This is a genomic window from Pseudomonas sp. ADAK13 (assembly GCF_012935715.1).
Classification (GTDB): domain Bacteria; phylum Pseudomonadota; class Gammaproteobacteria; order Pseudomonadales; family Pseudomonadaceae; genus Aquipseudomonas.
Map to the genome: position 1 here is coordinate 1,886,365 of NZ_CP052860.1, position 23,290 is coordinate 1,909,654.

Genomic DNA, 23,290 nt, shown 5'->3' on the forward strand with positions numbered 1-23,290 from the left:
CTAAATTTTGAAATCGACATACAAGGACTCGCCCATGAAAGCGTTCGGCAAAATCCTGGGTCTGGTACTTCTCGGGCTGTTGCTGATCATTGTGGCTCTAGGCTTTGCCCTGACCCATCTCTTCGATCCCAACGACTATAAAGACGAGATTCGCCAGATTGCCCGCGACAAGGCCCACATCGAGCTGACGCTCAATGGCGACATCGGGTGGAGCCTGTTCCCCTGGCTCGGCCTTGAATTACACGAGGCCAGCGTTGCGACCCTGACCAACCCGACCCAACCGTTTGCCGATTTGCAGATGCTAGGCCTGTCGGTGCGTGTACTGCCGCTGCTGCGCCGTGAAGTGCAGATGAGCGATGTGCGCGTCGAAGGCCTGAACCTGCGCCTGAACAAAGATGTGCATGGCCATGGCAACTGGGAAGACATCGGCAAGAATGTGCCGGACCCGAGCACAGCCGCCAGCACGCCTGCCGTCGCTGAAGTTGCCACACCACCCAAGCCCGAAAAGCCGCCCCAGCCGATCCGCCTGGACATCGACAGCCTGACCATCAACAACGCCCGCGTCGAATACAACGACGAGCAGACCGGCAAACAGTTCAGCGCCGAAAGCATCCAGTTGAGTGCCGGCGCCGTGCATGAAGGCGCGAGCATTCCGGTGAAACTCACCGCATTCTTCGGCACCAACCAGCCGCTGATGCGCGTCAAGACCGAGGTCAACGGCAACCTGCGCATTCAGCGCGCCCTCAAGCGCTATCAGTTCGAAGACATGAAAGTCACTGGTGAAGCCACCGGCGAGCCGCTGCAAGGCAAGACCGTGACCTTTTCGACTCAAGGCCAATTGCTGCTGGACCAGTCTGCCAACATTGCCGAATGGACCAACATGAAGCTGTCGCTGAACCAGCTGCGCGCCCTGGGCGAGCTGAAGGTCAACGACCTGGACAAGACCCCGCAACTCAGCGGCGCCCTGTCGATTGCCCAGTTTGACCTGGCCAAGTTCCTCGACAGCGTCGGCAACCCGCTGCCGCCGATGGCCGCTGGCAGCCTGAGCAAGGTCGAACTGGTCAGCCGCCTCAAGGGCACGCCCACCAGCCTGGCGCTTGAAGACCTCAACCTGAAACTCGACGAGAGCACCTTCACCGGTCGCGTGGCCGTGGATGATTTCGCCAAGCAGTCCCTGCGGGTGCAGCTCAAGGCCGACACGTTCAATGCCGACAACTACCTGCCAGCCAAATCCGACGCTGCCAAAGGTGCTACGGCCGCACGCCAGGCTGAAGTGCAAAGCAGCGAAGCCGGCGCCATGGCGGCCGGTGGCACCACACCGCTGCCGGACGCCCCGACCAAGGGCGCGTGGAGCACCGACAAACTGCTGCCATTGACCCGCCTGCGCACCCTGGACGTGAATGCCGACCTGTCCTTCGGCCAACTGACCCTGAGCAAGCTGCCGATCCAGAACGCCGCACTGAAAGCCTCCGGCCTCGATGGCCAGCTCAAGCTCGACACCTTGAGCGGCGGTCTCTACAACGGCACCTTCCAGGCCAACGGCAACCTTGATGTGCGCCAGGACATCCCGCTGCTGGCGCTGCAAACCCGCATCAAGCAAGTACCGGTCGAGCGCATCCTGCAAGCCCAAGGGCAGAACCCGCCGGTGAAGGGCCAGCTCACCCTCGACAGCAATCTCAATGGCCGCGGCAATAGCCAGAAGGCCCTGATCGACAGCCTCAACGGCACCGCCAGCTTCGCAATCAACAACGGTGTGCTGCTCAACGCCAACCTTGAGCAACAGCTGTGCACCGGCATCGCCCTGCTCAACCGCAAGACCCTCAGCGGCGAACAGCGCGGCAAGGACACGCCGTTCCAGGAGCTCAAGGGCAACCTGACCTTCCGTAACGGCGTGGCCAGCAACCCGGACCTGAAAGTGCGCATCCCGGGCCTGACCGTCAACGGCAACGGTGACATCGACCTGCGTGTGCTGGGCATGGACTACCGCGTCGGCATCATCGTCGAGGGCGACCAGCGCGAGGTGCCGGACCCGGCCTGCGAGGTGGGTTCCAACTTCCAGAACATCGAAGTCCCGCTGCGCTGCCGTGGCCCGCTGGAACTGGGCGCCAAGGCTTGCCGCCTGGACAAGGACGGCCTGAGCCAGGTCGCTATCAAGGCGGCAGGCAACAAACTCAGCGAGAAGCTTGAACAGAAGCTCGACAAGGTAAATCCACAGTTGAAAGATGCTCTGAAAGGCCTGTTCAAACGATGAGAAGCGAGCAATTTTCAACGGCGGTGCTCGACTGGTACGACCGCCACGGTCGCCATGACCTGCCCTGGCAACAGGGCATCACGCCTTACCGGGTGTGGGTCTCGGAGATCATGTTGCAGCAGACTCAGGTCAGCACCGTGCTGAACTACTTCGACCGTTTCATGGCCTCCCTGCCAACGGTCGAAGCCCTGGCCGCCGCACCGGAAGACGAAGTGCTGCACCTGTGGACCGGGCTGGGTTACTACACCCGGGCGCGCAACCTGCAAAAGACCGCGAAGATCGTCGTGGCCGAATACGGCGGCGAGTTTCCCCGTGATGTCGAAAAGCTCACTGAGTTGCCCGGCATCGGCCTGTCCACCGCTGGCGCGATTGCCAGCCTGAGCATGGGCCTGCGGGCGCCGATCCTGGATGGCAACGTCAAGCGCGTGCTGGCGCGCTTTACCGCACAAGAGGGTTACCCGGGCGAACCGAAGGTCGCCAAACAGCTGTGGGCCACTGCAGAGCGCTTCACGCCCCACGATCGGGTCAACGCCTACACCCAGGCGATGATGGACATGGGCGCCACCCTCTGCACCCGCAGCAAACCCAGCTGCCTGCTGTGCCCGCTGGAAAAGGGCTGCGAAGCCCACATGCTCGGCCTGGAAACCCGCTACCCGATCCCCAAGCCGCGCAAGACCGTGCCCCAGAAGCGCACGCTAATGCCGCTGCTGGCCAATGGCGAAGGCGCGATTCTGCTTTACCGTCGGCCGTCCACGGGCCTGTGGGGCGGTTTGTGGAGTTTGCCGGAGCTGGATGACCTGAGCGACCTGGAACACCTGGCCAACCAGCACTCGCTGGCGTTGGGCGAACACCAGGAACTGCCCGGCCTGATCCACACCTTCAGCCACTTCCAACTGGCTATCGAACCCTGGCTGGTCCAGGTCCAGGAGTCTGCCCACCACGTGGCCGAGGCTGACTGGCTCTGGTATAACCTCGCCACCCCGCCGCGCCTGGGCCTTGCTGCCCCGGTAAAAAAACTGCTGAAGCGCGCGGCTGAAGTATTGAACGCAGGAGTTCCGTCATGACCCGCACCATCATCTGCCGCAAGTACCACGAAGAACTGCCCGCCCTGGAGCGCGCCCCGTTCCCTGGCGCCAAGGGCCAGGACATCTTCGACAACGTCTCCGCCAAAGCCTGGGCCGACTGGCAAAAACACCAGACCCTGCTGATCAACGAAAAACGCCTGAACATGATGAACGCCGAAGACCGCAAATACCTGCAGGGCGAGATGGACAAGTTCTTTTCCGGCGAAGATTACGCCAAGGCCGACGGCTACGTGCCACCTGCTGAATAATTGATCAAATCTGGGGGTTGGCCCGTAAGCGACGGTAATAATTAAATATTTTTTGAAAACTTGCTTGACGACCCTCTGAAAAACCCGTTTAATGCGCCCCGTTGCCCAGATAGCTCAGTCGGTAGAGCAGGGGATTGAAAATCCCCGTGTCGGCGGTTCGATTCCGTCTCTGGGCACCACTATTCAGTTTCAGGTGGTGCAAACGTCATCTGAAACACACAAAAAACCCGCCTGGTGCGGGTTTTTTGTTGTCTGGAATTTTTGGACCCTCAGCGTCAACCCCGCATCAACGTCAACACCGCCATCCGCTCCTGATCGGAGATGTGAAAACCACTCGCCTCCACCCGATCAATCCAGCCCTGAGCCGAAAGCGACTCGCCAAAGCGCACCAGGCGTCCGTAGCGCCTGAACACAGCCTCCAGCACGCTGATCATCGAGGGGTAGCTGCAACCTCCGTCAAAACAAATGCTCAGACCTCCAAGCCAGGAACGGCCGATCACATGACTACTGCCAGCGCTCTCTGCCCCTGCGGACTCAAAATCCATTTTTACTGCTTCCATGTCACACCCGAAATCATCACTGCGAAAGTATCAAAGCCTAGCACGCGTCCGCGTTTCGGCAGGCTGCAAAGCGCGTTATCAGACCCGCCGGTCATTTAAGCCGCGACCCTACAGCAAGACGAACCAAACTGTCGGCGATCAACATCGCCTTATGACTCCCTTGATCTGTCCTTAATTCCCCAGTGATCACCACTCGACCTACTGCGGATCACGGAAAAAGCCCTGACCCGCGTGCAGGGCGCACTCAACGCCGAGCCTCACGGGCTGCCCTGGCTGCTCCTGGGTAGTGAAGGCGATGCCGCATCCGGCGCACCTGAATGCACCGCCACGATGAATACGGCGACTGATTCACTTCACCAGGAACACCAGTAGCGGGTTGTCGTTCAACCGCCCGTTGAACACTGGCGCCATATGCTCCAGCGGCGTGCCATTGAGCAACGCGGTTTGCTTGCGCTCCACAATCACCCAGGCCGGACGCGGCAGCGTGTCCACCCGCAAGGGTTCATTGCGCCCGATGAACAGCGGCTGCTCGTCGTGATCCAGGTTCATGATGTAGCGAATCGCCCAGGTGTCCTTGGCCAGGTCCACAAAGACCAGGGTCCCGGGATTATCGGCACGCAGCTTCTCCACCGCGCCAACGAAGTTCCGGGTGTCGAATTGCAGATCCTTTGCCGGCTCCAACACCTTCACCAGCACCAGCCATTGGGTCGCCAACGCAATCAGGCTGAGCACCACCAACCGCTGGCCGAGATTGCCCTGCAAACACCGCCAGGCGATCACGGCGGCCAGTTGCAGCACGATCAGCACACCCACCAGCCCCGGCACTGAAACATCCGGCCAATAACCGTGCTTGTGCCACAGGTGTCGACAGACGAACACCACCACGACGCCCAGCACCGGCAAGGCCGCCACCAGCCACTCATAGCCACGCCGCACGCCAAGCAGCCAGCCATGCGCCTGGAGCAAGCCGTAGGCGGCCACCGCGGCAAACATCGGGACCATGGGCACGATGTAATAGGCGCGCTTGAAGTGCGGGATGGACAAGCCCAGCAAAATCATCAGCCCGCAGGCGGCCAGGCGCAGCATCAACTGCACGTCGGCATCCTCGTCACGCACCGACCATTTGTGGCGCAGGGCGATCAACGTCGCCAGCGCCAGCGGCACCACCGGGAAATAGCGGTACAGGCTCAATTTGAAGTAGAAATAGAACGGCTCGCCGGTTTCGTCGAGACGCCCGGCAAACTGCATCCGCAGCACATCATCGACGAAGCTATCGCCACCGCTGATCCGCGCCAGCTTCAGCAGCACCCACCAACAGCCGGCCAGCAGGACCAGGCCAATCACGCCGTGGGCAATCACCTTCTTAAGCAGCGCAATGCGCTCTTCCCGCGTACGAGCCGTGCCGAGCGCCCAGTAGACACAGGCCACTCCACAGACCTCGATCAGCCCCAGCGGCCCGCGAATGGCAAACGCCACCACGAACAACGGAAATATCGCGTATTGCCGCAGCCGCGAGCCCCTGCGCTCGCCGGTATGCAACAGGTAGAAACACCCCAGGCACAGCAGCGAGATCATCTGGTCCAGGCACACCGACCGCGACTTCTCCAGCAACTGCGCGGTCAATGCGGTGAGCAGCACTGTCAGCAGCGCCCACGCGCGGCCAGACGGCACCAGCAAGCGATAGATCAGCGCCATCACCCCGGCAGACGCCAGGGCGGTGGGCATCACGTTAGCCAGGTCGTTGGGCGCGCCGAACAGGCGGGCGAAGAGGTAGCTCAGGTAGGTCGCAGTGCCCGGGTAGTCCGGGTAAGGCTCGCCGTAGGTGGTAGGAAAGAGGCTCGCACCGTGGCGAAACATCTCTTGCATAAACACCGCCCAGCGACCGTCGAAGCCTTGTGGCTGCTGGCCCCAGATGCCCAGGGTAAACAGCAGCAAGGCGATAAAAAAGATACCCAGCGATTCCATTCGAAAGCGGTTGTGTTGATCCATTATTCAGCCTGTCAGGTGGGGTAAACCGGCTCATGTTGCCGACCACCACCCTGAATGCCCCCTGAACGGAATCAAACATTCATCAGCCTAACGACGAGCGGGCCAGATCAGCAGCGGCATCAGCCGGATGTAGAGTAGCTCCCCCACCAACTCCACCAGGGTTTGCGTGATCACGGCGGCGGCGGCAAGCCCACGGATGTCTTCGGGCAACGCCAGCGCCAGCGGCAACACCACCAGGGAGTTGCGCGTGGACGCGCTGAAGGTGACCGCCCGCGCGGTGGTCGATGGCAGCTTGAACAGCCACGACGCCAGCGCGCCCATCAGCGGCGCCAGCAACAGAAAGCCGATGTACACCGGGATCACCGGCGCCAGCAGGCCGATATCGCGGACCACGGCGGTGATTTGCGAGCCGATCACCACCATCAGCACCAGTGCCATGGCCGGCACGGGCAACCAGGCCCAGACCTCGCTCCAGGCACTGATGACACTCGATCGCCGGGACAGGGAAGTCGTCAGCACCGCCAGAATCATGGGGGCAACGATCAGCAGCAGGAAGGCCTCGACAAACGGCCCCACCGAAACCACCACCTGTGACTGCGCCCCGAGGATCAACTCCAGGTACACCGGCAACAGCAGCAATTGCAGCAGCAACAGAATCGGGGTTGCCGCCAGCATCAATCGCGAGTCGCCCTTGCCGATATGGGTGAACACCACCACGTAGTCGATGCACGGCGTCAACAGCACCAGCAACGCCCCCACCAGGATCGCCGGGTGTTCCACCAGGCCACGGGTCAGCGCCCACACCAGCAGTGGAATCAGGAGGAAATTGGCCAGCAGCAACGCGGACATGAAGCGCTTGTTGCCCAAGCCCTCGCGCAGGTCCAGAAAGGGTATTTGCAGGAACATCGCGTACATCAGCACAGCGATGGCGGGCGTGACCCACCCGCTCAGTTCCCGTGCCAGCGAGGGCGCCAACAGCCCGGCGACCGCCGCCACGATCACTGCACAGAAGTAGATCGGTATCTGATTGTGCTCAAGTGCATCGCGGCTCATTGACGCTCCCATCCTGGCTAAAAGGTCGCAAGCCTAGCATCGGCGGGCATCCCATCGAAGTGGATGGAGTGATATAGGGGCATATGGGCAAATGAATCTCTGTGCCCGTATACGAAGGTGTACCATCAAGGCTGCATTCCACCACAATCAGTCAGCCATGCCCCCGGTAAGCGAAGAGAGTAGCCAGATAGTCGCCTCTCTGGCGCAGCGGATGGACGGTAACCCCGGCCCGTCACGGGCAGCTGATGCAATTATTGCCACCCTGCAGGACATCGACAGCGCCCTCACCCCGATTATCGGCCAGCACGGCGTGGCCGCCCTGTACCGGCGCAGCCTGCTGTTGTGCGCCGCCAGCCATCCGCGTCTGGCCGGCAGCTTTGACAACCTGCCCGCCCGCGACATGACGGCCCTCAAAACCCTACTGCTTGAGCAAAGCGAAGCCGACAGCCTGTTTTTCGGCGAAACGCTGCTCAAGACACTTTATGAGTTGCTGACCACACTGATCGGGCCCTCGCTCACCGCACGCTTGCTGCGCGCCGTGTGGGAAAACTCTTTGAGCGGCAACCCTGCGCAGGATACTTCGCCATGAGCACCAAAGTGACAATCAACCGCCTGGCCACCGGCGTGCCAGGACTGGACGAAGTGCTTGGCGGAGGTTTGCCGGAGTTTTCGTTCAACCTGATCGCCGGCCCTCCGGGTTGCGGCAAGACCACCCTGGCCCATCAGATGATGTTCGCCCTGGCCACGCCTGAACGCCCGGCGCTGTTTTTCACCGTGCTGGGCGAGCCTCCGCTGAAGATGCTGCGCTACCAGCAGCAGTTCGATTTTTTCGACAGCGAGGCCATCAACCATTCGATTCGCTATATCAACCTGGCCGACGACACCTTGGCCGGCGACCTTGACGAAGTGCTGCGGCGCATCGTCGTCGCCGTCGAAACCCATGCCCCCGCGCTGGTATTTGTCGACTCGTTCCGCTCGGTGGTGCTGGCCAGCCAGACCCAGGACAACCCCAACAACAACCTGCCGCAGTTCGTCCAGCAACTGGGCATGTTGATGACCACCTGGCAGGCCACGACCTTCCTGATTGGCGAGTACTTCACCGAAACCGACACCAACCCGATTTTCACCGTGGCCGACGGCCTGATCTGGCTGCGCCAGAGCGTGCAACGCAATTCCATGGTACGCAAAATGGAAATCATGAAGATGCGCGGCCAGCCGACCTTGCCGGGGCTGCACACCTTCCGCATTGCGACATCGGGCATCAAGGTTTTCCCGCCTGCGGCTGCCAATATCCCCGCACCACTGGCGCCAGGCTCACAACGTTTGAAAATGGGCGTTCCGCGCCTGGATGAAATGCTCGGCGGCGGCCTGCCCCGGGGTTACTCGTTGCTGGTGGCCGGCCCTTCCGGCTCAGGTAAAAGCATCCTCGCGTCATCGTTCCTGGCCGAAGGTGCTCGCAACGGCGAAACCGGCGTGATCGCGGCGTTTGAACAGCGCCCCAACCACCTGCAGAACGCGGTGCTCGCACAACTGATTGAAAGCGGCCAGGTGGGCCTGGTGGACAGCCGTGCCCCCGACCTGTCCATCGATGAAGTGGTGCATTTGCTGCTCAACGAAATCACCCGCCTGAAGGCCACCCGCGTGGTCATCGACTCGCTGTCGGGCTTCGAGTTGGCCCTGGCGCCGACCTTTCGCGATGATTTCCGTGAATCACTGTCGCGCATGGTCACCGCCCTCACCGGCGCCGGCGTCAGCGTGCTGATGACCTCCGAGCTGGAAGACCGCTACACCGACCTGCGCTTCAGCCCCTACGGCACCGCGTTCCTCACCGACGCGATCATCGTGCAGCGCTACATCGAAGTGCAAAGCCGCCTGTTGCGCATCATGGCCGTGGTCAAGGTACGCGCCAGCGCGCATTCCGATGAACTGCGCCAGTACCACATCGATGACGACGGCCTGCAAATCGGCGAACGCCTGCCCGACCAGGAAGGGCTGCTCGGCGGCCGCCCTACCCGACAACACCCCGGTGCTGTCAATGTGTGAGCCACTCCCATGAGCAAGGCCGATGACAAGAACAAGGACGCCGTGGCCAGTGCCGCGCGCGAACTGTTCCTGCTCGGCCAGAAAACCGTCGAGGCCCGCGCCGTGCTCGCGGCCCTGCAACAAGAGCTGACCGACGCCAAAAACCGCTTGGGCGACACCCAGCAGATCGAGCATCTGGTGGAGGCCAATCAACAACTGGTGCTCGCCATTCTGCTCGCCCAATCCGATGCCGCCCTGCCCCGGCAGAGCGAGCAACATCAGTTGTCCCAGGAAATGCGCGAGGCCAACGCCCAACTGGTGATTGCCGCCCTCAGCGCCCAGGAGCTGCAAGCCGCTGCCGAGCGCGCGCTGATTCAACAAAAGAACATCCTGGCGCTCGTGGCCCACGAACTGCGCAACCCGCTGACGCCCATCAGCATGATCGCCGGCCGCCTCGCCCGCGTCCCCAGCGCCGAACTGCCGCGCATGCAATCGCTGATCGAAGGCCAGGTGCAGCACATGTCGCGCCTGGTGGAAGACCTGTTGGACGTGTCCCGCGCCAGCACCGGCAAACTGCGGCTGGACTGCGAGGTGCTGGACATCGTGCCGATCATTGAGCGGGCCATCGAAGTCTGCACACCGTCGATGATCACCCAGAAGCTGCACTTCACGTCCCAAGTGCCGCAAGAACCATTAATGGTCAACGGCGACGCGATTCGCCTCACGCAAATCCTCGGCAACATCCTGGGCAACGCCATCAAATACACGCCCGCCGGCGGCATTGTGCGACTCTCGGTGACACTGGAGCGCAAAGTGCTGCTACTGAGCGTGATCGACACCGGCATCGGCATCTCGGCCCAGGCGTTGCCATTTATCTTTGATCCGTTTGTCCAGGACGTGCATGCCGTCGGCTTCAACGGCGCCGGCCTGGGCATTGGTTTGACGGTGGTGCGCGAGCTGGTGGAAGCCCATGGCGGCACGGTAATCGCCCTCAGCGACGGTGACGGGCTGGGCAGTGAGTTTGTGGTGACCCTGCCGTTAGTGCGATAGGCCGGCAAACGCCAAAACCCCGGGGAGAAATCCCTGGGGTTTTTTATTACGCGAAATTTGATAGCTTCGACGTCTTATAAAACTGCGCACGGGCCTTGATGCCCCATCGAAAGCGCAAGCACCGAGCCCGCTCATGAACCTGCCAACCCGACCACCCGCCGAAGCATTCCGCGAGCCCGCCGCCGACGGTTATCCCATTGGCGGTTTTACCTGGCGCCACATCAGGACTGACATCGAACGCCCCGTGGTGATCATCAACGCCGCGACCTCGGTGCGCTGCCGGCATTACTCGCGTTTTGCCGACTACCTGTTTGCCAATGGCATCGACGTCATTACCTACGACTACCGTGGCATCGGCGAGTCCCGCAGCGGCCCGCTGAAGGGGTTCAAGGCCTCGTGGTCGGATTGGGGCGTGCTGGATTTCGAAGCGATCCTGCAGCGGGCTCAGCGAGAGTTTCCGGGGCAGCCCATTGATGTGGTCGGGCACAGTTTCGGTGGCTGCGCGGCGGGACTCGGAGCGTCCGGGGCGGCGATTCGGCGACTGGTCACCGTGGGCGCACAGTTTGCCTACTGGCGCGACTATGAGGCGAGCACGCGTTGGCGGATGTTTGCCAAATGGCACGTGGTGATGCCGTTGGTGACCGCTGTGTTTGGCTACTTTCCGGGCAAGCGTATGGGCTGGCTGGAGGATACCCCGACGGGCGTGGTGCGCGACTGGAGTACGCCGACGCCGGGTTATGAAAAACGACCGAGCGGCAGGGCCTTGGGTGAGTTGCCGTTTTCCCGGGTGAAGGCACAGGTATTGGCGATCAGCATTACCGATGATCCGTTTGGCACGGTGGCGGCAATCGAGCGCCTTTTGGGTTATTTCGAACGCAGCGAACGCACGCATCTGCGAATCGCCCCTGAAGATATCGGCGAAAAGGAGGTCGGACACTTCGCGTTCTTTCGCAGCCAGTATCAGGATCGGTTGTGGCCGATTGCGTTGGCGTGGTTGCAGCGAGGGGAGTTGGACCAAGCCGCTCCGGGACACCAAGTGACGGGTCGCACTTAGAAACCCTTGGGATTTCCCCCGACCTGCGCTTCAATACGCCATCCCCAGATCCTGACACCAAGGACGTGAGCCCATGGCCTCGCCGAACAAGCAGCAAAAACGCGCCCACCGGGCAAAAGCCAAGGCCAAGCAGAACCGCACTCAACGCGCCGTCGCCACCAAGCCGGACGCCTTTGCCGGCGATGACAGCCGCATTGACCTTGAGTCAGTGGATTTGATCGAGCTGTTCCTGGAGATGCGCACTGCGGGCGAAACCAGCCAACAGGCGCTGTGTGCGGTGTTCCTCGCGCACCCGCTGCTGGCGGTCGTGCTGGAGCAGGAAGGCGAAGAGGAAGCGACTGACTTTATCCTTGCGGCGCTGATCGAGTATCGCCAGTGGGCCACGGATACCGAGGATGAAGCAGCGGCCCTGGCGTGGATTGAATCACCAGAGTTCCAGGCTGATTACGTCGCAGCGTCACAGGCGCTGGTCAGCTCAGAGAGCTGATCAAAAAAATGGGAGCCCGAAGGCTCCCATTTTTTTTGCCGCGCGCTACATCAATTCAGCACCGCAGCCCCTACCTTCAGGCTCTTGCGCCGACGCGACACAATCAGCCCCGCCGCAATCACCAGCAAGCTCAGGATCCCGGTGGCGATGATCTCCACCTGGTGCGCTTCCTGGAACAGCATGATGGTCAGCACGCCGACGATGAACACGATCACCGCGTACGTCAGGCCCGGGAACAGCCACATCTTGAAGGCAATCTTCTCGCCCGCTTCCGTGCGCTTCTGGCGCATGCGCAGTTGCGACACGGCGATCACCAGGTACACCAGCAACGCGATGGCGCCGGAGCTGGCCAGCAGGAATTCAAACACCGCCGCCGGGGCCACGTAGTTGGCGAATACCGCCAGGAACGCTGCGCCGGTAGACAGCAACACCGCCCAGTAAGGCGTGCCGCTCTTGTTGGTGATCTTGGACACCGCTGGCGCATCACCGCGACGGCCCAGGGAGAACATCATGCGCGAAGCGGTGTACAACGCCGAGTTCAGGCAACTAGTCACCGCCACCAACACCACCAAGTCAACGATCAGCTTGGCATTCGGGATGCCCATGCGCTCCAGCACGGTCTGGTAGGAACCGACCGCCGCCAGCGCAGGATCATTCCACGGCACCAGGGCCACCACGATGAAGATCGATACCAGGTAAAACAAGCCGATCCGCCAGATCACCGAGTTGGTGGCCTTGGAGATTTGCTGGCCAGGGTTCTTCGACTCAGCGGCCGCGATCGTCACGATCTCGGTGCCCATGAACGAGAACATGGTGGTCAGGATTGCCGCCAACACCGCGCCCATGCCGTTGGGCAGGAAGCCCTGGGTGTCGAACAGGTGCGACACGCCGCTGACCTGGCTGCCCGGCAGGAAGCCAAAAATCGCCAGGATGCCGAGGATCACAAACCCGATGATCGCCACCACCTTGATCAGCGCAAACCAGAACTCGAACTCGCCGTAGTTCTTCACGCTGAACAGGTTGGTCGCCGTCAGCAGCAAAGTGATGATCAGGGTGAAGGCCCAGATCGCCACGTTGGGGAACCAGGCGTGCAGGATGGTCGCGGCGGCGTTGGCTTCCAGCGGGATCACCAACACCCAGAACCACCAGTACAACCAGCCGATGGTGAAACCGGCCCAGTGCCCGATCGCACGGTCGGCATAAGTAGAGAACGAACCCGTGTCCGGAGACGCTACGGCCATTTCGGCCAGCATGCGCATCACCAACACCACCAGAGTACCGGCGGCGGCGTACGCCAGCAGTACGGCAGGCCCTGCCGCCGCAATCGCGTGGCCGGAGCCGACAAACAACCCGGCACCAATAACGCCGGCAATCGACAGCATGGTGACGTGACGCGGTTTGAGCCCCTGTTCGAGGTCATTGGAGCTTTGCGTACTACTCATTGACACACCTTTGCGAGGAATTGCGAATACGGTCCACCCGGTCTGGCGTCTCTCTCGTGAAAAGAAACCAACGGGGCGTTCTTTATTTTTTACGCAAGATTTGCGCCAAAATGTTACAGAGCCGTGATTGACGCGGGCTGTAGGGAAACTCAACGGCTCTCGTAAGTCACTGACACTAATGGCATTCCGCTATAGCGTTACTGTGCGACCCACTTGAAAGACGAACAGGCGCACCAAAAACACACACAAATTGTGCGTGACGCCCTATTAAAGGGCTGATATGGACCGTTCACCCGTTTAACCCTTCCAACACCCGGCCAAAGCTGGCACCATCGCGCCCTTTTTTACGCAAAACCTGCAGGAATCCTGGTTCAAACGGCTGTTCGGTTGTTGATGGCGCGACACACTGCTGTGCCGATGCGACACCCTGCCGCACACCGTCTGTTTACCGTCCGCAGGGCTGTTGGCTGTCATCCAAACGCTATGCTAGCTTGGCGCCTCGCCAGGAAGGCGGCCCAACAGCAGGAGCGCAATGAACACAATGAGGACCCCACATGGCTGAGGCCACGCCCGCGCTTGAAATCCGCAACTTGCATAAACGCTATGGTGAGCTGGAGGTGCTTAAAGGCATCTCGCTGACCGCCCGCGACGGCGATGTGATCTCGATCCTGGGTTCCTCCGGTTCCGGCAAGTCCACGTTCCTGCGCTGCATCAACCTGCTGGAAAACCCGCACCAGGGGCAAATCCTGGTGGCCGGTGAAGAGCTCAAGCTCAAGGCCGCGAAAAACGGTGAACTGGTGGCCGCCGACGGCAAACAGATCAACCGCCTGCGCAGCGAGATCGGTTTTGTGTTTCAAAACTTTAACCTGTGGCCGCACATGAGCATCCTCGACAACATCATCGAGGCTCCGCGCCGGGTGCTGGGCCAAAGCAAAGCCGAGGCCATTGAAGTCGCCGAAGCCTTGCTGGCCAAGGTCGGCATCAGTGACAAGCGCCACGCCTACCCCGCGCAATTGTCCGGCGGCCAGCAGCAACGCGCGGCCATCGCCCGCACCCTCGCCATGCAGCCCAAGGTCATCCTGTTCGACGAGCCGACATCGGCCCTTGACCCGGAAATGGTTCAGGAAGTACTTAATGTGATCCGCGCACTGGCCGAAGAAGGCCGCACCATGCTGCTGGTCACCCATGAAATGGGCTTCGCCCGTCAGGTGTCCAGTGAAGTGGTTTTCCTGCACCAGGGCCTGGTCGAAGAGCAAGGATCGCCACAGCAGGTATTTGAAAACCCGCTTTCGGCGCGCTGCAAACAATTCATGTCCAGCAACCGCTAACGGAGCAACATGCATGCAGAACTATAAAAAATTCCTCCTGGCTGCCGCCGTTTCGATGGCATTCAGCGCCTCGGCGATGGCCGAGACCTTGACCATGGGGATCGAAGCGGCCTACCCGCCCTTCAACAATAAAGACGCCAGCGGCAACGTAGTGGGCTTTGACAAAGACATCGGCGACGCCCTGTGCGCCAAGATGAAAGTCGAGTGCAAGGTGTACGTCTCCGATTGGGACGGCATCATTCCGGCCCTGAACGCCAAGAAGTTCGACTTCCTGGTCTCCTCGCTGTCCATCACCGATGAACGCAAGCAGGCCGTCGACTTCACCGACCCGTACTACTCCAACAAGCTGCAGTTCATCGCGCCGAAAGCCACCAAGGACTTCAAGACCGACGCCGGTTACCTGAAGGGCAAGATCATCGGCGCACAACGTGCGACGCTGGCCGGTACCTACCTGGAAGACAAGCTGCCGGACACCACCGCCAAGCTCTATGACACCCAGGAAAACGCCTACCTCGACCTGACTTCCGGCCGACTGGACGGGATGCTGGCCGACAAGTACGTGCAGTACGAGTGGCTGAAAAGCAAAGACGGTGCCGCCTACGAATTCAAAGGCGACCCGGTGGTAGAGAGCGACAAGATCGGTATCGCCGTGCGTAAAGGCGATGAGCTGCGCAAGCGCTTGAACACCGCACTGGCCGAAATCAAGGCCGACGGCACCTACAAGAAGATCAACGACAAGTACTTCCCTTTCAGCATCGAGTGATCCTGAATGGCCTGCCCGGCGCGCTCGCTTGAGTGCGCCGGTCCTGAGCTTTGCCTTGCGAAACGACTAAACCATGAATTTCGACCTCTACGGATTCGGCCCGGCGCTCGCCGCTGGCGCGCTGATGACCGTCAAGCTGGCGCTCACGGCCCTGTGCCTTGGGCTGGTGCTCGGCCTGGCCGGTGCCTTGGCCAAGACTTCCCCGTACAAGCCCCTGCAATGGCTTGGCGGCGCTTACTCCACCCTGGTTCGCGGCATCCCCGAACTGCTGTGGGTACTGCTGATTTACTTCGGCACGGTCAACCTGATGCGTTCCCTCGGGGAATTCTTCGGCAACCCCGACCTGTCCCTCAGCGCCTTCGCCGCCGGGGTTATCGCCCTGGGCCTGTGCTTTGGCGCCTACGCCACGGAAGTCTTCCGCGGCGCGATCCTGGCAATCCCCAAGGGTCACCGTGAAGCCGGTGTCGCACTGGGCTTGTCGAAGTTCCGGATCTTCACCCGGTTGATCATGCCGCAGATGTGGCGCATCGCCCTGCCGGGCCTGGGCAACCTGTTCATGATTCTGATGAAGGACACCGCGCTGGTCTCGGTGATCGGCCTGGAAGAAATCATGCGCCACGCACAGATCGGCGTGACCGTTACCAAGCAGCCCTTCACCTTCTTTATGGTCGCGGCCTTCATGTACCTGGGCCTCACCGTCCTGGCGATGACCGGCATGCACTTCCTGGAAAAACGTGCCGCGCGCGGCTTTGCGAGGAGCACGCAATGAGTGGCGACTACAGCTGGCTGGCGCATTTCGACCTCGGCCTGAACTGGGCCGTGATCATCAAGTGGCTGCCAAGACTGGCCCAGGGCGCGACCCTGACCCTGGAACTGGTGGCCATCGCGGTAATCGCCGGCCTGCTGCTGGCAATCCCGCTGGGCATCGCACGTTCTTCGCGCCTGTGGTACGTGCGCACCCTGCCCTATTGCTACATTTTCTTCTTCCGGGGCACGCCGCTGCTGGTGCAGTTGTTCCTGGTGTATTACGGCCTGGCGCAGTTCGACGCCGTGCGTGAAAGCGCCATGTGGCCGTACCTGCGGGACCCGTTCTGGTGCGCTACCGCCACCATGACCCTGCACACCGCCGCCTACATCGCCGAGATTTTGCGTGGCGCGATCCAGGCCATCCCGCCGGGTGAAATCGAAGCGGCGCGGGCGCTGGGCATGTCCAAGCCCAAGGCGCTGTTCTACATCATCCTGCCGCGTGCCGCGCGCATCGGCCTGCCGGCCTACAGCAACGAAGTGATCCTGATGCTCAAGGCCAGCGCCCTGGCCAGTACCGTGACGTTGCTGGAACTGACCGGCATGGCCCGCACGATCATTGCCCGTACTTACCTGCCGGTGGAGATCTTCTTCGCCGCCGGCTTGTTCTACCTGCTGATGTCCTACGTGCTGGTGCGCTTCTTCAAGCTGCTGGAACGCTGGTTGCGGGTCGATGCCTGCCAGGGCCGCTGACGCCTCGTTGACGGGTGAGCAATTGCTCGCCCGCTTCCAGGCGCTGGACGCGTTCCTCATCGAGCATCAAGGGCTGTGGCGACCACGGCCCTTTACCCATCTGCAATTGCCGTGGGAAACCCGGCACCCCGAGCTGGCCCACTGGCTGCGACAGCGCTCGCTGGCAGACGCGGAAAGCAGCCATAACCAACCTCACACCCTGCCGGCACCCGCGCCCTTTCCCGAGCTGGCCATGCAGTCGCTGAATCTCAGTGCTGTGGATAACTTACCGTCCAGTGCGCTTCCAGCCGCCCGTCACCGCCTGAATGTTGATGTGCCCGGCCGCAAATGGCAGCAGATCGAAGCCTTCGGCGCGGCCCTGCAATTTTCCAGGACACCCCGACACTGGCTCGACTGGTGCGCCGGCAAGGGCCACCTCGGCCGCCGCCTGCTGCAACCCGGGCAGCAACTGACGTGTCTGGAACACGACCCGGCCCTGATTGCCTCCGGACAGTCGCTCAGCGAACACCATCAATTACCCGTCGCCCATCGCCTGCAAGACGTGATGGCCGACATGCAGATCAGCCCCGAGCAAACCCCCGTCGCCCTGCATGCCTGCGGCGACCTGCATGTGCGTCTGCTCCAGCTGGCCAGCGCCGCCGGCTGCCGGCAACTGGCCGTGGCACCGTGCTGCTATAACCGCATCCGCGCCGAGCATTACCTGCCACTGTCGATGACCGCCCAGGCTTCATCACTGCGTTTATCGGTGGAAGACCTCGGCCTGCCGCTGAGCGAAACCGTTACCGCTGGGGCGCGAGTGCGCCAGCAGCGCGACACCTCGATGGCCAGGCGCCTGGGCTTCGATGGTCTGCAACGGCAACTGCGCGGCAGTGACGAGTACCTGCCCACGCCATCGCTGCCCGTGAGTTGGCTGGCCAAGCCCTTCGCCGACTACTGCCGCGAACTGGCGGCGCTCAAGGGGTTATCCACCGGTGAACAGGATTGGCTGGCGCTGGAGGCCCAAGGCTGGCGGCGCCTGGCCGAGGTGAGAAACCTGGAATTGCTGCGTGGTCTGTTTCGGCGCCCGCTGGAAATGTGGCTGGTGCTGGATCGCGCGTTGTTTCTCACGGAAAACGGCTACACGGTGCACGTCGGCAGCTTCTGCGAAACACCGCTGACCCCGCGCAACCTGATGCTGCTGGCCGAGCGCAATTAGGGGGCATTTTGTCGCAGCGTGCCCTGTGGATAACTCTGTTGATGGAATTCTTGCGGAGGCCGTAGCAGCAAGCTTTACAGGGTAAAATGCTGACTGGTCATTTTTTGTTCATAAAATAAAACGCACGCAAAACAGGCAGTTGCAGCCTGATGAGAACCGCTCCGCAAAATTGCGGTTTCATGACATGTCGAACCAACCGATTGTGCATAAGCATCTGGCGTTAGCGGCATAACCCGGGCTTTTCAACGGGCAATCAACAGGCGGCAAAGCTCGTTGATATCGTCACAGGCCATGCTCGTCGCTTCGTTATCCAGCGGGTCGCTGCCAAAAGCCAGGGCCTCGCTGATCGCCGGGTCCCGGTGCACCACCTCCAGCAGGTTGTCACCCAGGCGCTTCCTGAACACCTCGACCATGTCCAGGCTGAAGCCGGAAGTCTCGTCGAGCTGGTTGATCACGAAGTGGCAACGCAGCGCCGGCTGGCGATCAAGGTGCGGCACCAGCAACTGCTCCATCTGCTCCAGGGTGCCCAGGGAGGCGGCATCCGCCTGGGCGATGACCAGCACCACATCGGCCACGTTCAGCGCCTGGTGCAGGTAGACGTTATTGCCCGCCGGCGTGTCGATGATCACCGTGTCCTGCTCACTCAAATTCAGGGCCGACAGGTGCTGCGCCAGCCAATCCGGTTCCTGTTTCAGCCAGCGCTGGAGGTCTTCCTGCTGGCGGATATCGGTTTCACCAAAAGTGATCACCTGGCAACCGGCGAAGCCTGAATGAAGGATGTGGCTCCAGCGCTCGTTCTGCAGGCTGGTGCGCCCGATGCCGGGCAAGGTGTGGCTCAAGCCGAAGTGGTGATAGAGGGCATTTTGCGGGTCCAGGTCCAGCGCCACCACCGGCCGGCCCGCGCGCTGCAAACCGCTGCTCAGCGCGGTGGCCAGGGTGCTGCGGCCGACCCCGCCATTGACGGACACCAGCGCCACCACGTTCGCACGGATGGTCGCGGCGTCGCGTGGCTGCTCGTTGGCACAAGGGGAATGTCGGGAGAACGACGCGCCGCTGCCCATGTTGAGGCTGGCGCTGTCATCGACGGGGATGTCTTCGAAGAATTGCAGCATCGAATCCATTCCCTGGACATCACTGGCAGTTGTCTTATCAAACAACTCAAAAAGATCATCGGTTCGGCTCATCGCCAACACTCCTCACGACGCATCGTAAAGACGTGAAAGGTCAGCTGTACTGATGCTTACCGCAGGTCTTTTTGTGGGCGCCTTTGTGTACGCATTCTGTGACAAAGGATCGAGAGTGTCATTATTTTGGTGTTTCTGAAGAAATCTTTAAGACGAGCGGTAAATGGTCAATTTACTGACTAATCTTTATCGGATCGTAAGGCGTCTGCAAATCACGCTCGGGGATCTCCCAGATCAGCAGCTTGGGCGGCGTCTGCTTGAACGCCGGGCTGTCGATATACGCCTTGGCGGCGCCAGAGAATTCGCCACCGTCCTTGCTGAAATTACCCACCGGTGCATTCAAGGCTTTTTGCAGGAAACCCACGAAGTTTGAATTGCGCGAGAACGAGGTGCCGATCAGCGCCACGTTCGGCAACCCGGCGTCGCTGAACAAATCGTCAGGGTTGCTGGACGCTGCAGGCCCCTTCTCATGGGCCGTACTGGCCGCAACCTGCTCGCCCACTGGCTGCAACTTCGGCGGCAACCAGTCGAGACCGGCCAGCCGTACCAGGTCACCCGGACGCGGTGCGAGCGGCGCCTGGGTGATGTCGAAGGCTTGCTCCGGCGTGGCCTGGATACCGCGCTGCTGGATGCGCTGAGCCACAGCACGGGCACCGGCGTTCGAGCCGATTTCACTCCAGTGGGTGTCGGTGCGCAGGAACGCATCCGGGCCCAGCGGTTTCAGGGTGTCGGTCAGATCCAGTGCTTCAACGCCCGCCGCTTGCAACAGCGTGGTCCATTGCTGGACCCGGCCCTCCAGTACGGCCGGGCGATACACGCCGCAGCGTTGTGCGGCCGCGATACGGGTTTTGTCCGGCACCACCACCACTTGCAGATCAATGCCGCGTAGGCCGAGCTGTTTTTTCAGGTCGATCACCGCGTCTGCCTTGGTGCGCGCATTGTCTTCGGCGTGGCGGTTGAGCTTCAGTTCATCGCTGATAAACAGCCAGCCCGGGCAACCCTGGCGGACTCGCGGCCCGGTGTCACTGAACACCAGCCAGCTGGCGCCGCGCTCCAGGTTCGCCGCCTCGATGGCCATCGGCGCCTTGGACAGTTCCTTGGCAAACCGGTGAGTCACGTCGCCATGCAACAGCATGTCGCTGTCGACCTTGGGCGGCAGGAAACTCACCGGGCCCTTGACCATCAGCCAGACGCAAGACAACAGCCCCGCCGCCAGGAAAGGCACCAGCACCCAGCCCGCCAGGGGGCTGGTGCGAATGGCCAATTCACTCGGTGGGGTCGGCGCGGTAGGGGCGGGCATCGTCAGGCTTCCTTAGAACTGAAAGTACAGAAACGGTACGGCATCGCGGCTGGCAATCAGCGCGAACGACAACACAAACCCGGCCACCGGCCACAGGGACGCGGCCACCACAAACCAGGGCTGCGTACCAAAACGCTGCTCGCAGCGGGTCTGCCAGATCGGCGCGATGATGCACACCAGACCGAGCAACGCGGCCATGCCATGGGCCGGGCGCATGGCCACGGCCAACGCATCACCCAGTGCAATGCCGTGCATGCCGAATTGCCCGGCGTACATGGTCAGCGCCGAATGGAAGTCCGGTGCGCGGAATAACGTCCAGGCCAGGCACACAAACAGCAGCGTCAAGATGTGCGACAGCACCGGCGGAATGCTCGGCAGGCTCGAACGCGACCACGCCCGGTCGATGCACAACGCGATACCGTGGGCCGAACCCCACAACAGGTAGTTCCAGCTGTCACCGCCGTGCCACAACCCGGCAATCGCCATGGTCAGGAACAGGTTGCGATAGGTGCGCCACACGCCGTCGCGGTTACCGCCCAGGGCGATGTACAGGTAGTCCCGCAGCCAGCTGGACAATGACAAATGCCAACGCCGCCAGAAGTCCTGGATGCTGCTGGCCAGGTACGGCCGGTTGAAGTTTTCCGGGAAGTGAAAGCCCAGCATCAAGCCCAGGCCGATGGCCATGGCGCTGTAGCCGGCGAAGTCGAAAAACAGTTGCAGCGAGTACGCGAGGCAACCGATCCAGGCATCCACCAGGCTCGGGTTTTCCAGGTGAAAGGCAATGTCCACCAGCGGCGACAAGGTGTCGGCCACCAGCACTTTCATGCCCATGCCGATCATGAAGCGCCGGGCGCCGAGGCTGAAATTCGGCCAGTTGAAATAGCGCTGGTTCAGCTCGCGCCGCACCCAGTCATAACGAATGATCGGACCGGCAATCGAGTGGCCGAACATCGAGATATAGGTGGCGTAATTGATGAAGCTGCGCTCCACCGGCACGGTATGCCGATGCACGTCCACCAGGTACGAGATCGCCTGCAACACGATAAACGACAACCCCGCCGGCAACGCCACGCGCTGCCACTCCAGCGGCATGGCGCCGTACCAGGTGATCACCTCACTCACGGTGCCCGCGACGATGTTGGCGTACTTGTACCAACACAGCACGGCGGTGTTGAACACGATCAACGCGATCAACAACCGCACCCGGCCCTTGCCGTCTTCACGGGAACGGTCCACCAGCAAGCCGCCGACCCACGCCACCACGGTCAACACCATGTGCAGGAACAGGAACAGCGGGCTCAGCCAGCCGTAGAACAGCCAGCTGCCGATCAACAGGATGACGTTGCGCCAGCCCGGACGGGCCAGCGCATAAATCAACAGGAAGGCCGGCAGGAACAGCGTGAGGAATTCCAGTGAGGCAAAGACCATGGTGGTGTCGGGCCCGATCAGTTAGCGAGCGTGTCGGAGGTAAACAGCAACCTCGAACCGGCAGCCGATGGCAAGGCCAGCACGCTGTAGCGCTCGCCGGCCTTGAGGGTGAAGGTCAGCGGTTGGCCGACCGGTGCATTGGCGCACTTGAGCTGCACCGACAGTTCCACCGGGTTGATCATGCGGCGCGAAATCGAACCTTCGGCGACCTTCTTGAACAGCTCGGCTTTTTGCGCCACGGCTTCCAGGCTTGCGTCAGCGCAGGCAGCGTCAGCGTTGATAAAGGCCAGCGAGGCCTTCAAGGCGTTGAAGTCGTCCGGTTGTTCGTGGATCACCAACTGGCGCGTGCCGCCCTTGGCATCCGGTACGGCGACCACGGTGGCGAATTCGCCCGGTGCGACGGTCACGGCCAGCTCGGAATCCTTGCCGCCCTGGCTCAACACGCCCTTGATCGGGGTCTTGCCGCCCGACACCGGCAGGTAGTCGGAAACGAGTTTGTCGCCGCCCAATACCAGGCTCGCCTTGGAACCCTGGGGCAGCAATTTCAGCTCGCCGTCGGTGCCGTTGGCCAGGCGCAGGAATGCCGAATCCTTCTCCGGGCCGGTGGGGTACAACGGGATATCGGCGCTGTAGGCGCTGACGCTGGCGAGCAAGGTCACCAGGCCCAGGGTGGTCCGTTTCATTATTGCGCTCCCTTGGTCACAGCGGCCGGTGGCAACTTCGCCAGGGACTCGCCGATCGCCTTGGCCCACTTCTGGTAGCCGTCGATGGTGAAGTGCTGGCCGTCGGTGGTGATCCACTGGCCCGGTTTGGAGAAGGTCAGCGAGTCGACGTAGGTGCACGGCGCCACGTTGGTGGCGAGGAACTGCGACATCACCTTGGTGCGCGCGTCATCCTTCTTGTACTGCGAACCGACCTTGCCCCACGCCGGCCCGATCCACACACACTTGGTGCCGGTTTCGGTGATCGCTTTGGTCAGGGAGGTCACGCTTTTCCAGGCCCAGACTTTCGGGAACTGCGGCTCCGGGTACGAGGCCATGGTGTCGGCGATGATGATCACCACCAGGTCCGGCTTGTCCTTGGCGATCAGGTCTTTGATCGGCGTGGTGCTCATGCCGTTCTTGCCGAAAATCTCGGCCTTGCCGCCGGGCAGGCGCTCGGCGCCGCACTCGACTTTCTTCGGCACGATCCAGTCGGCCGCGCCGGCGCCGCATGCGCCGATGGAGTGAACCTTGGCGCCCTGGGCGGTCAGGTTGTCCTGCAGCGGGTTGAGCAGCGAATCAGGAAAGCTCATGTGACTTTCGCCCAATACCAGCAGGGTCAGGCCGGCAATAGCAGAAGCGGAAACAGGCAT

Annotated in this window: 22 protein-coding genes and 1 tRNA gene; 14 read left to right on the forward strand and 9 right to left on the reverse strand. The window is 61.7% G+C overall.

What is annotated here, in order from left to right:
* The first annotated feature begins 34 nt into the window (after positions 1 to 34).
* From HKK54_RS08870 to HKK54_RS08885, 4 genes are all read left to right on the forward strand, one after another.
* Positions 35 to 2,251, forward strand: a complete 2,217-nt coding sequence (locus tag HKK54_RS08870) for an AsmA family protein (RefSeq protein ID WP_169386592.1) — start codon at positions 35 to 37, stop codon at positions 2,249 to 2,251.
* On the forward strand, positions 2,248 to 3,315 hold the full coding sequence (gene mutY, locus HKK54_RS08875) for an A/G-specific adenine glycosylase (protein WP_010169059.1): 1,068 nt from the start codon (positions 2,248 to 2,250) through the stop codon (positions 3,313 to 3,315). Before HKK54_RS08870 ends, mutY begins: the two co-directional genes overlap by 4 nt.
* Complete coding sequence (locus HKK54_RS08880; RefSeq protein ID WP_010169058.1) at positions 3,312 to 3,584, forward strand: oxidative damage protection protein; 273 nt, start codon at positions 3,312 to 3,314, stop codon at positions 3,582 to 3,584. Before mutY ends, HKK54_RS08880 begins: the two co-directional genes overlap by 4 nt.
* A gap of 103 nt (positions 3,585 to 3,687) precedes the next feature.
* Positions 3,688 to 3,763 (forward strand) — tRNA-Phe (locus HKK54_RS08885).
* A 96-nt stretch (positions 3,764 to 3,859) separates the two neighbouring features.
* Here the strand turns inward: HKK54_RS08885 and HKK54_RS08890 are convergent.
* The 3 genes from HKK54_RS08890 to HKK54_RS08900 all read right to left on the reverse strand — a co-directional run bounded on the left by HKK54_RS08890 (position 3,860) and on the right by HKK54_RS08900 (position 7,186).
* Positions 3,860 to 4,144 (reverse strand): hypothetical protein, encoded by a 285-nt coding sequence (locus tag HKK54_RS08890; RefSeq protein ID WP_237151050.1) that lies wholly within the window; start codon positions 4,142 to 4,144, stop codon positions 3,860 to 3,862.
* A 348-nt stretch (positions 4,145 to 4,492) separates the two neighbouring features.
* Entirely contained in the window at positions 4,493 to 6,133 is a 1,641-nt protein-coding gene (locus HKK54_RS08895) for an ArnT family glycosyltransferase (protein ID WP_169386593.1), read from the reverse strand.
* A gap of 87 nt (positions 6,134 to 6,220) precedes the next feature.
* Complete coding sequence (locus HKK54_RS08900) at positions 6,221 to 7,186, reverse strand: arsenic resistance protein (protein ID WP_169386594.1); 966 nt, start codon at positions 7,184 to 7,186, stop codon at positions 6,221 to 6,223.
* A gap of 211 nt (positions 7,187 to 7,397) precedes the next feature.
* On the opposite strand from HKK54_RS08900, the gene HKK54_RS08905 reads away from it, so the two are divergent.
* The 5 genes from HKK54_RS08905 to HKK54_RS08925 all read left to right on the forward strand — a co-directional run bounded on the left by HKK54_RS08905 (position 7,398) and on the right by HKK54_RS08925 (position 11,799).
* The gene (locus HKK54_RS08905; protein WP_010169054.1) at positions 7,398 to 7,775 is read left to right on the forward strand and encodes a hypothetical protein; all 378 of its coding nucleotides are present in this window, start codon (positions 7,398 to 7,400) and stop codon (positions 7,773 to 7,775) included.
* The gene (locus HKK54_RS08910; RefSeq protein WP_169386595.1) at positions 7,772 to 9,229 is read left to right on the forward strand and encodes an ATPase domain-containing protein; all 1,458 of its coding nucleotides are present in this window, start codon (positions 7,772 to 7,774) and stop codon (positions 9,227 to 9,229) included. The genes HKK54_RS08905 and HKK54_RS08910 overlap by 4 nt, the downstream gene beginning before the upstream one ends.
* Positions 9,230 to 9,238: 9 nt before the next feature.
* A complete protein-coding gene (locus tag HKK54_RS08915) occupies positions 9,239 to 10,258 on the forward strand; it encodes a sensor histidine kinase (RefSeq protein ID WP_169386596.1) in 1,020 nt (339 codons plus the stop codon).
* Positions 10,259 to 10,391: 133 nt separating this feature from the next.
* Complete coding sequence (locus HKK54_RS08920; protein WP_169386597.1) at positions 10,392 to 11,312, forward strand: alpha/beta hydrolase family protein; 921 nt, start codon at positions 10,392 to 10,394, stop codon at positions 11,310 to 11,312.
* A gap of 73 nt (positions 11,313 to 11,385) precedes the next feature.
* A complete protein-coding gene (locus tag HKK54_RS08925) occupies positions 11,386 to 11,799 on the forward strand; it encodes a hypothetical protein (RefSeq protein ID WP_169386598.1) in 414 nt (137 codons plus the stop codon).
* A gap of 50 nt (positions 11,800 to 11,849) precedes the next feature.
* Here HKK54_RS08925 and gabP read toward each other — a convergent pair whose 3' ends face one another.
* Complete coding sequence (gene gabP / locus HKK54_RS08930; RefSeq protein ID WP_169386599.1) at positions 11,850 to 13,241, reverse strand: GABA permease; 1,392 nt, start codon at positions 13,239 to 13,241, stop codon at positions 11,850 to 11,852.
* Between the two features lie 554 nt (positions 13,242 to 13,795).
* On the opposite strand from gabP, the gene HKK54_RS08935 reads away from it, so the two are divergent.
* The 5 genes from HKK54_RS08935 to HKK54_RS08955 all read left to right on the forward strand — a co-directional run bounded on the left by HKK54_RS08935 (position 13,796) and on the right by HKK54_RS08955 (position 18,024).
* Entirely contained in the window at positions 13,796 to 14,569 is a 774-nt protein-coding gene (locus HKK54_RS08935; protein ID WP_169386600.1) for an ABC transporter ATP-binding protein, read from the forward strand.
* 13 nt (positions 14,570 to 14,582) lie between these two features.
* Positions 14,583 to 15,332: an ABC transporter substrate-binding protein gene (locus HKK54_RS08940; protein ID WP_169386601.1), complete on the forward strand. Its 750-nt coding sequence runs from the start codon at positions 14,583 to 14,585 to the stop codon at positions 15,330 to 15,332.
* 73 nt (positions 15,333 to 15,405) lie between these two features.
* Positions 15,406 to 16,101: an ABC transporter permease gene (locus tag HKK54_RS08945; protein WP_010169038.1), complete on the forward strand. Its 696-nt coding sequence runs from the start codon at positions 15,406 to 15,408 to the stop codon at positions 16,099 to 16,101.
* A 38-nt stretch (positions 16,102 to 16,139) separates the two neighbouring features.
* Positions 16,140 to 16,829, forward strand: a complete 690-nt coding sequence (locus HKK54_RS08950) for an ABC transporter permease (protein WP_029615812.1) — start codon at positions 16,140 to 16,142, stop codon at positions 16,827 to 16,829.
* The gene (locus HKK54_RS08955) at positions 16,810 to 18,024 is read left to right on the forward strand and encodes a methyltransferase (RefSeq protein ID WP_169386602.1); all 1,215 of its coding nucleotides are present in this window, start codon (positions 16,810 to 16,812) and stop codon (positions 18,022 to 18,024) included. The genes HKK54_RS08950 and HKK54_RS08955 overlap by 20 nt, the downstream gene beginning before the upstream one ends.
* 242 nt (positions 18,025 to 18,266) lie before the next feature.
* Here HKK54_RS08955 and bcsQ read toward each other — a convergent pair whose 3' ends face one another.
* From bcsQ to HKK54_RS08980, 5 genes are all read right to left on the reverse strand, one after another.
* On the reverse strand, positions 18,267 to 19,208 hold the full coding sequence (gene bcsQ / locus HKK54_RS08960) for a cellulose biosynthesis protein BcsQ (RefSeq protein WP_169386603.1): 942 nt from the start codon (positions 19,206 to 19,208) through the stop codon (positions 18,267 to 18,269).
* 172 nt (positions 19,209 to 19,380) lie between these two features.
* A complete protein-coding gene (locus HKK54_RS08965; RefSeq protein ID WP_169386604.1) occupies positions 19,381 to 20,508 on the reverse strand; it encodes an alginate O-acetyltransferase AlgX-related protein in 1,128 nt (375 codons plus the stop codon).
* 12 nt (positions 20,509 to 20,520) lie between these two features.
* Complete coding sequence (locus HKK54_RS08970) at positions 20,521 to 21,936, reverse strand: MBOAT family O-acyltransferase (protein ID WP_169386605.1); 1,416 nt, start codon at positions 21,934 to 21,936, stop codon at positions 20,521 to 20,523.
* A gap of 17 nt (positions 21,937 to 21,953) precedes the next feature.
* The gene (locus tag HKK54_RS08975; protein WP_010169027.1) at positions 21,954 to 22,619 is read right to left on the reverse strand and encodes an alginate O-acetyltransferase AlgF; all 666 of its coding nucleotides are present in this window, start codon (positions 22,617 to 22,619) and stop codon (positions 21,954 to 21,956) included.
* A complete protein-coding gene (locus HKK54_RS08980; protein WP_169386606.1) occupies positions 22,619 to 23,290 on the reverse strand; it encodes an SGNH/GDSL hydrolase family protein in 672 nt (223 codons plus the stop codon). The genes HKK54_RS08975 and HKK54_RS08980 overlap by 1 nt, the downstream gene beginning before the upstream one ends.

Bases quoted from the DNA above. Each gene is read 5' to 3' on its own strand.
- HKK54_RS08870 (WP_169386592.1), top strand. From the start codon at position 35: ATGAAAGCGTTCGGCAAAATCCTGGGTCTGGTACTTCTCGGGCTGTTG.
- mutY (WP_010169059.1), top strand. From the start codon at position 2,248: ATGAGAAGCGAGCAATTTTCAACGGCGGTGCTCGACTGGTACGACCGC.
- HKK54_RS08880 (WP_010169058.1), top strand. From the start codon at position 3,312: ATGACCCGCACCATCATCTGCCGCAAGTACCACGAAGAACTGCCCGCC.
- HKK54_RS08890 (WP_237151050.1), bottom strand. From the start codon at position 4,144: ATGGAAGCAGTAAAAATGGATTTTGAGTCCGCAGGGGCAGAGAGCGCT.
- HKK54_RS08895 (WP_169386593.1), bottom strand. From the start codon at position 6,133: ATGGATCAACACAACCGCTTTCGAATGGAATCGCTGGGTATCTTTTTT.
- HKK54_RS08900 (WP_169386594.1), bottom strand. From the start codon at position 7,186: ATGAGCCGCGATGCACTTGAGCACAATCAGATACCGATCTACTTCTGT.
- HKK54_RS08905 (WP_010169054.1), top strand. From the start codon at position 7,398: ATGGACGGTAACCCCGGCCCGTCACGGGCAGCTGATGCAATTATTGCC.
- HKK54_RS08910 (WP_169386595.1), top strand. From the start codon at position 7,772: ATGAGCACCAAAGTGACAATCAACCGCCTGGCCACCGGCGTGCCAGGA.
- HKK54_RS08915 (WP_169386596.1), top strand. From the start codon at position 9,239: ATGAGCAAGGCCGATGACAAGAACAAGGACGCCGTGGCCAGTGCCGCG.
- HKK54_RS08920 (WP_169386597.1), top strand. From the start codon at position 10,392: ATGAACCTGCCAACCCGACCACCCGCCGAAGCATTCCGCGAGCCCGCC.
- HKK54_RS08925 (WP_169386598.1), top strand. From the start codon at position 11,386: ATGGCCTCGCCGAACAAGCAGCAAAAACGCGCCCACCGGGCAAAAGCC.
- gabP (WP_169386599.1), bottom strand. From the start codon at position 13,241: ATGAGTAGTACGCAAAGCTCCAATGACCTCGAACAGGGGCTCAAACCG.
- HKK54_RS08935 (WP_169386600.1), top strand. From the start codon at position 13,796: ATGGCTGAGGCCACGCCCGCGCTTGAAATCCGCAACTTGCATAAACGC.
- HKK54_RS08940 (WP_169386601.1), top strand. From the start codon at position 14,583: ATGCAGAACTATAAAAAATTCCTCCTGGCTGCCGCCGTTTCGATGGCA.
- HKK54_RS08945 (WP_010169038.1), top strand. From the start codon at position 15,406: ATGAATTTCGACCTCTACGGATTCGGCCCGGCGCTCGCCGCTGGCGCG.
- HKK54_RS08955 (WP_169386602.1), top strand. From the start codon at position 16,810: ATGCCTGCCAGGGCCGCTGACGCCTCGTTGACGGGTGAGCAATTGCTC.
- bcsQ (WP_169386603.1), bottom strand. From the start codon at position 19,208: ATGAGCCGAACCGATGATCTTTTTGAGTTGTTTGATAAGACAACTGCC.
- HKK54_RS08965 (WP_169386604.1), bottom strand. From the start codon at position 20,508: ATGCCCGCCCCTACCGCGCCGACCCCACCGAGTGAATTGGCCATTCGC.
- HKK54_RS08970 (WP_169386605.1), bottom strand. From the start codon at position 21,936: ATGGTCTTTGCCTCACTGGAATTCCTCACGCTGTTCCTGCCGGCCTTC.
- HKK54_RS08975 (WP_010169027.1), bottom strand. From the start codon at position 22,619: ATGAAACGGACCACCCTGGGCCTGGTGACCTTGCTCGCCAGCGTCAGC.
- HKK54_RS08980 (WP_169386606.1), bottom strand. From the start codon at position 23,290: ATGCCTGTTTCCGCTTCTGCTATTGCCGGCCTGACCCTGCTGGTATTG.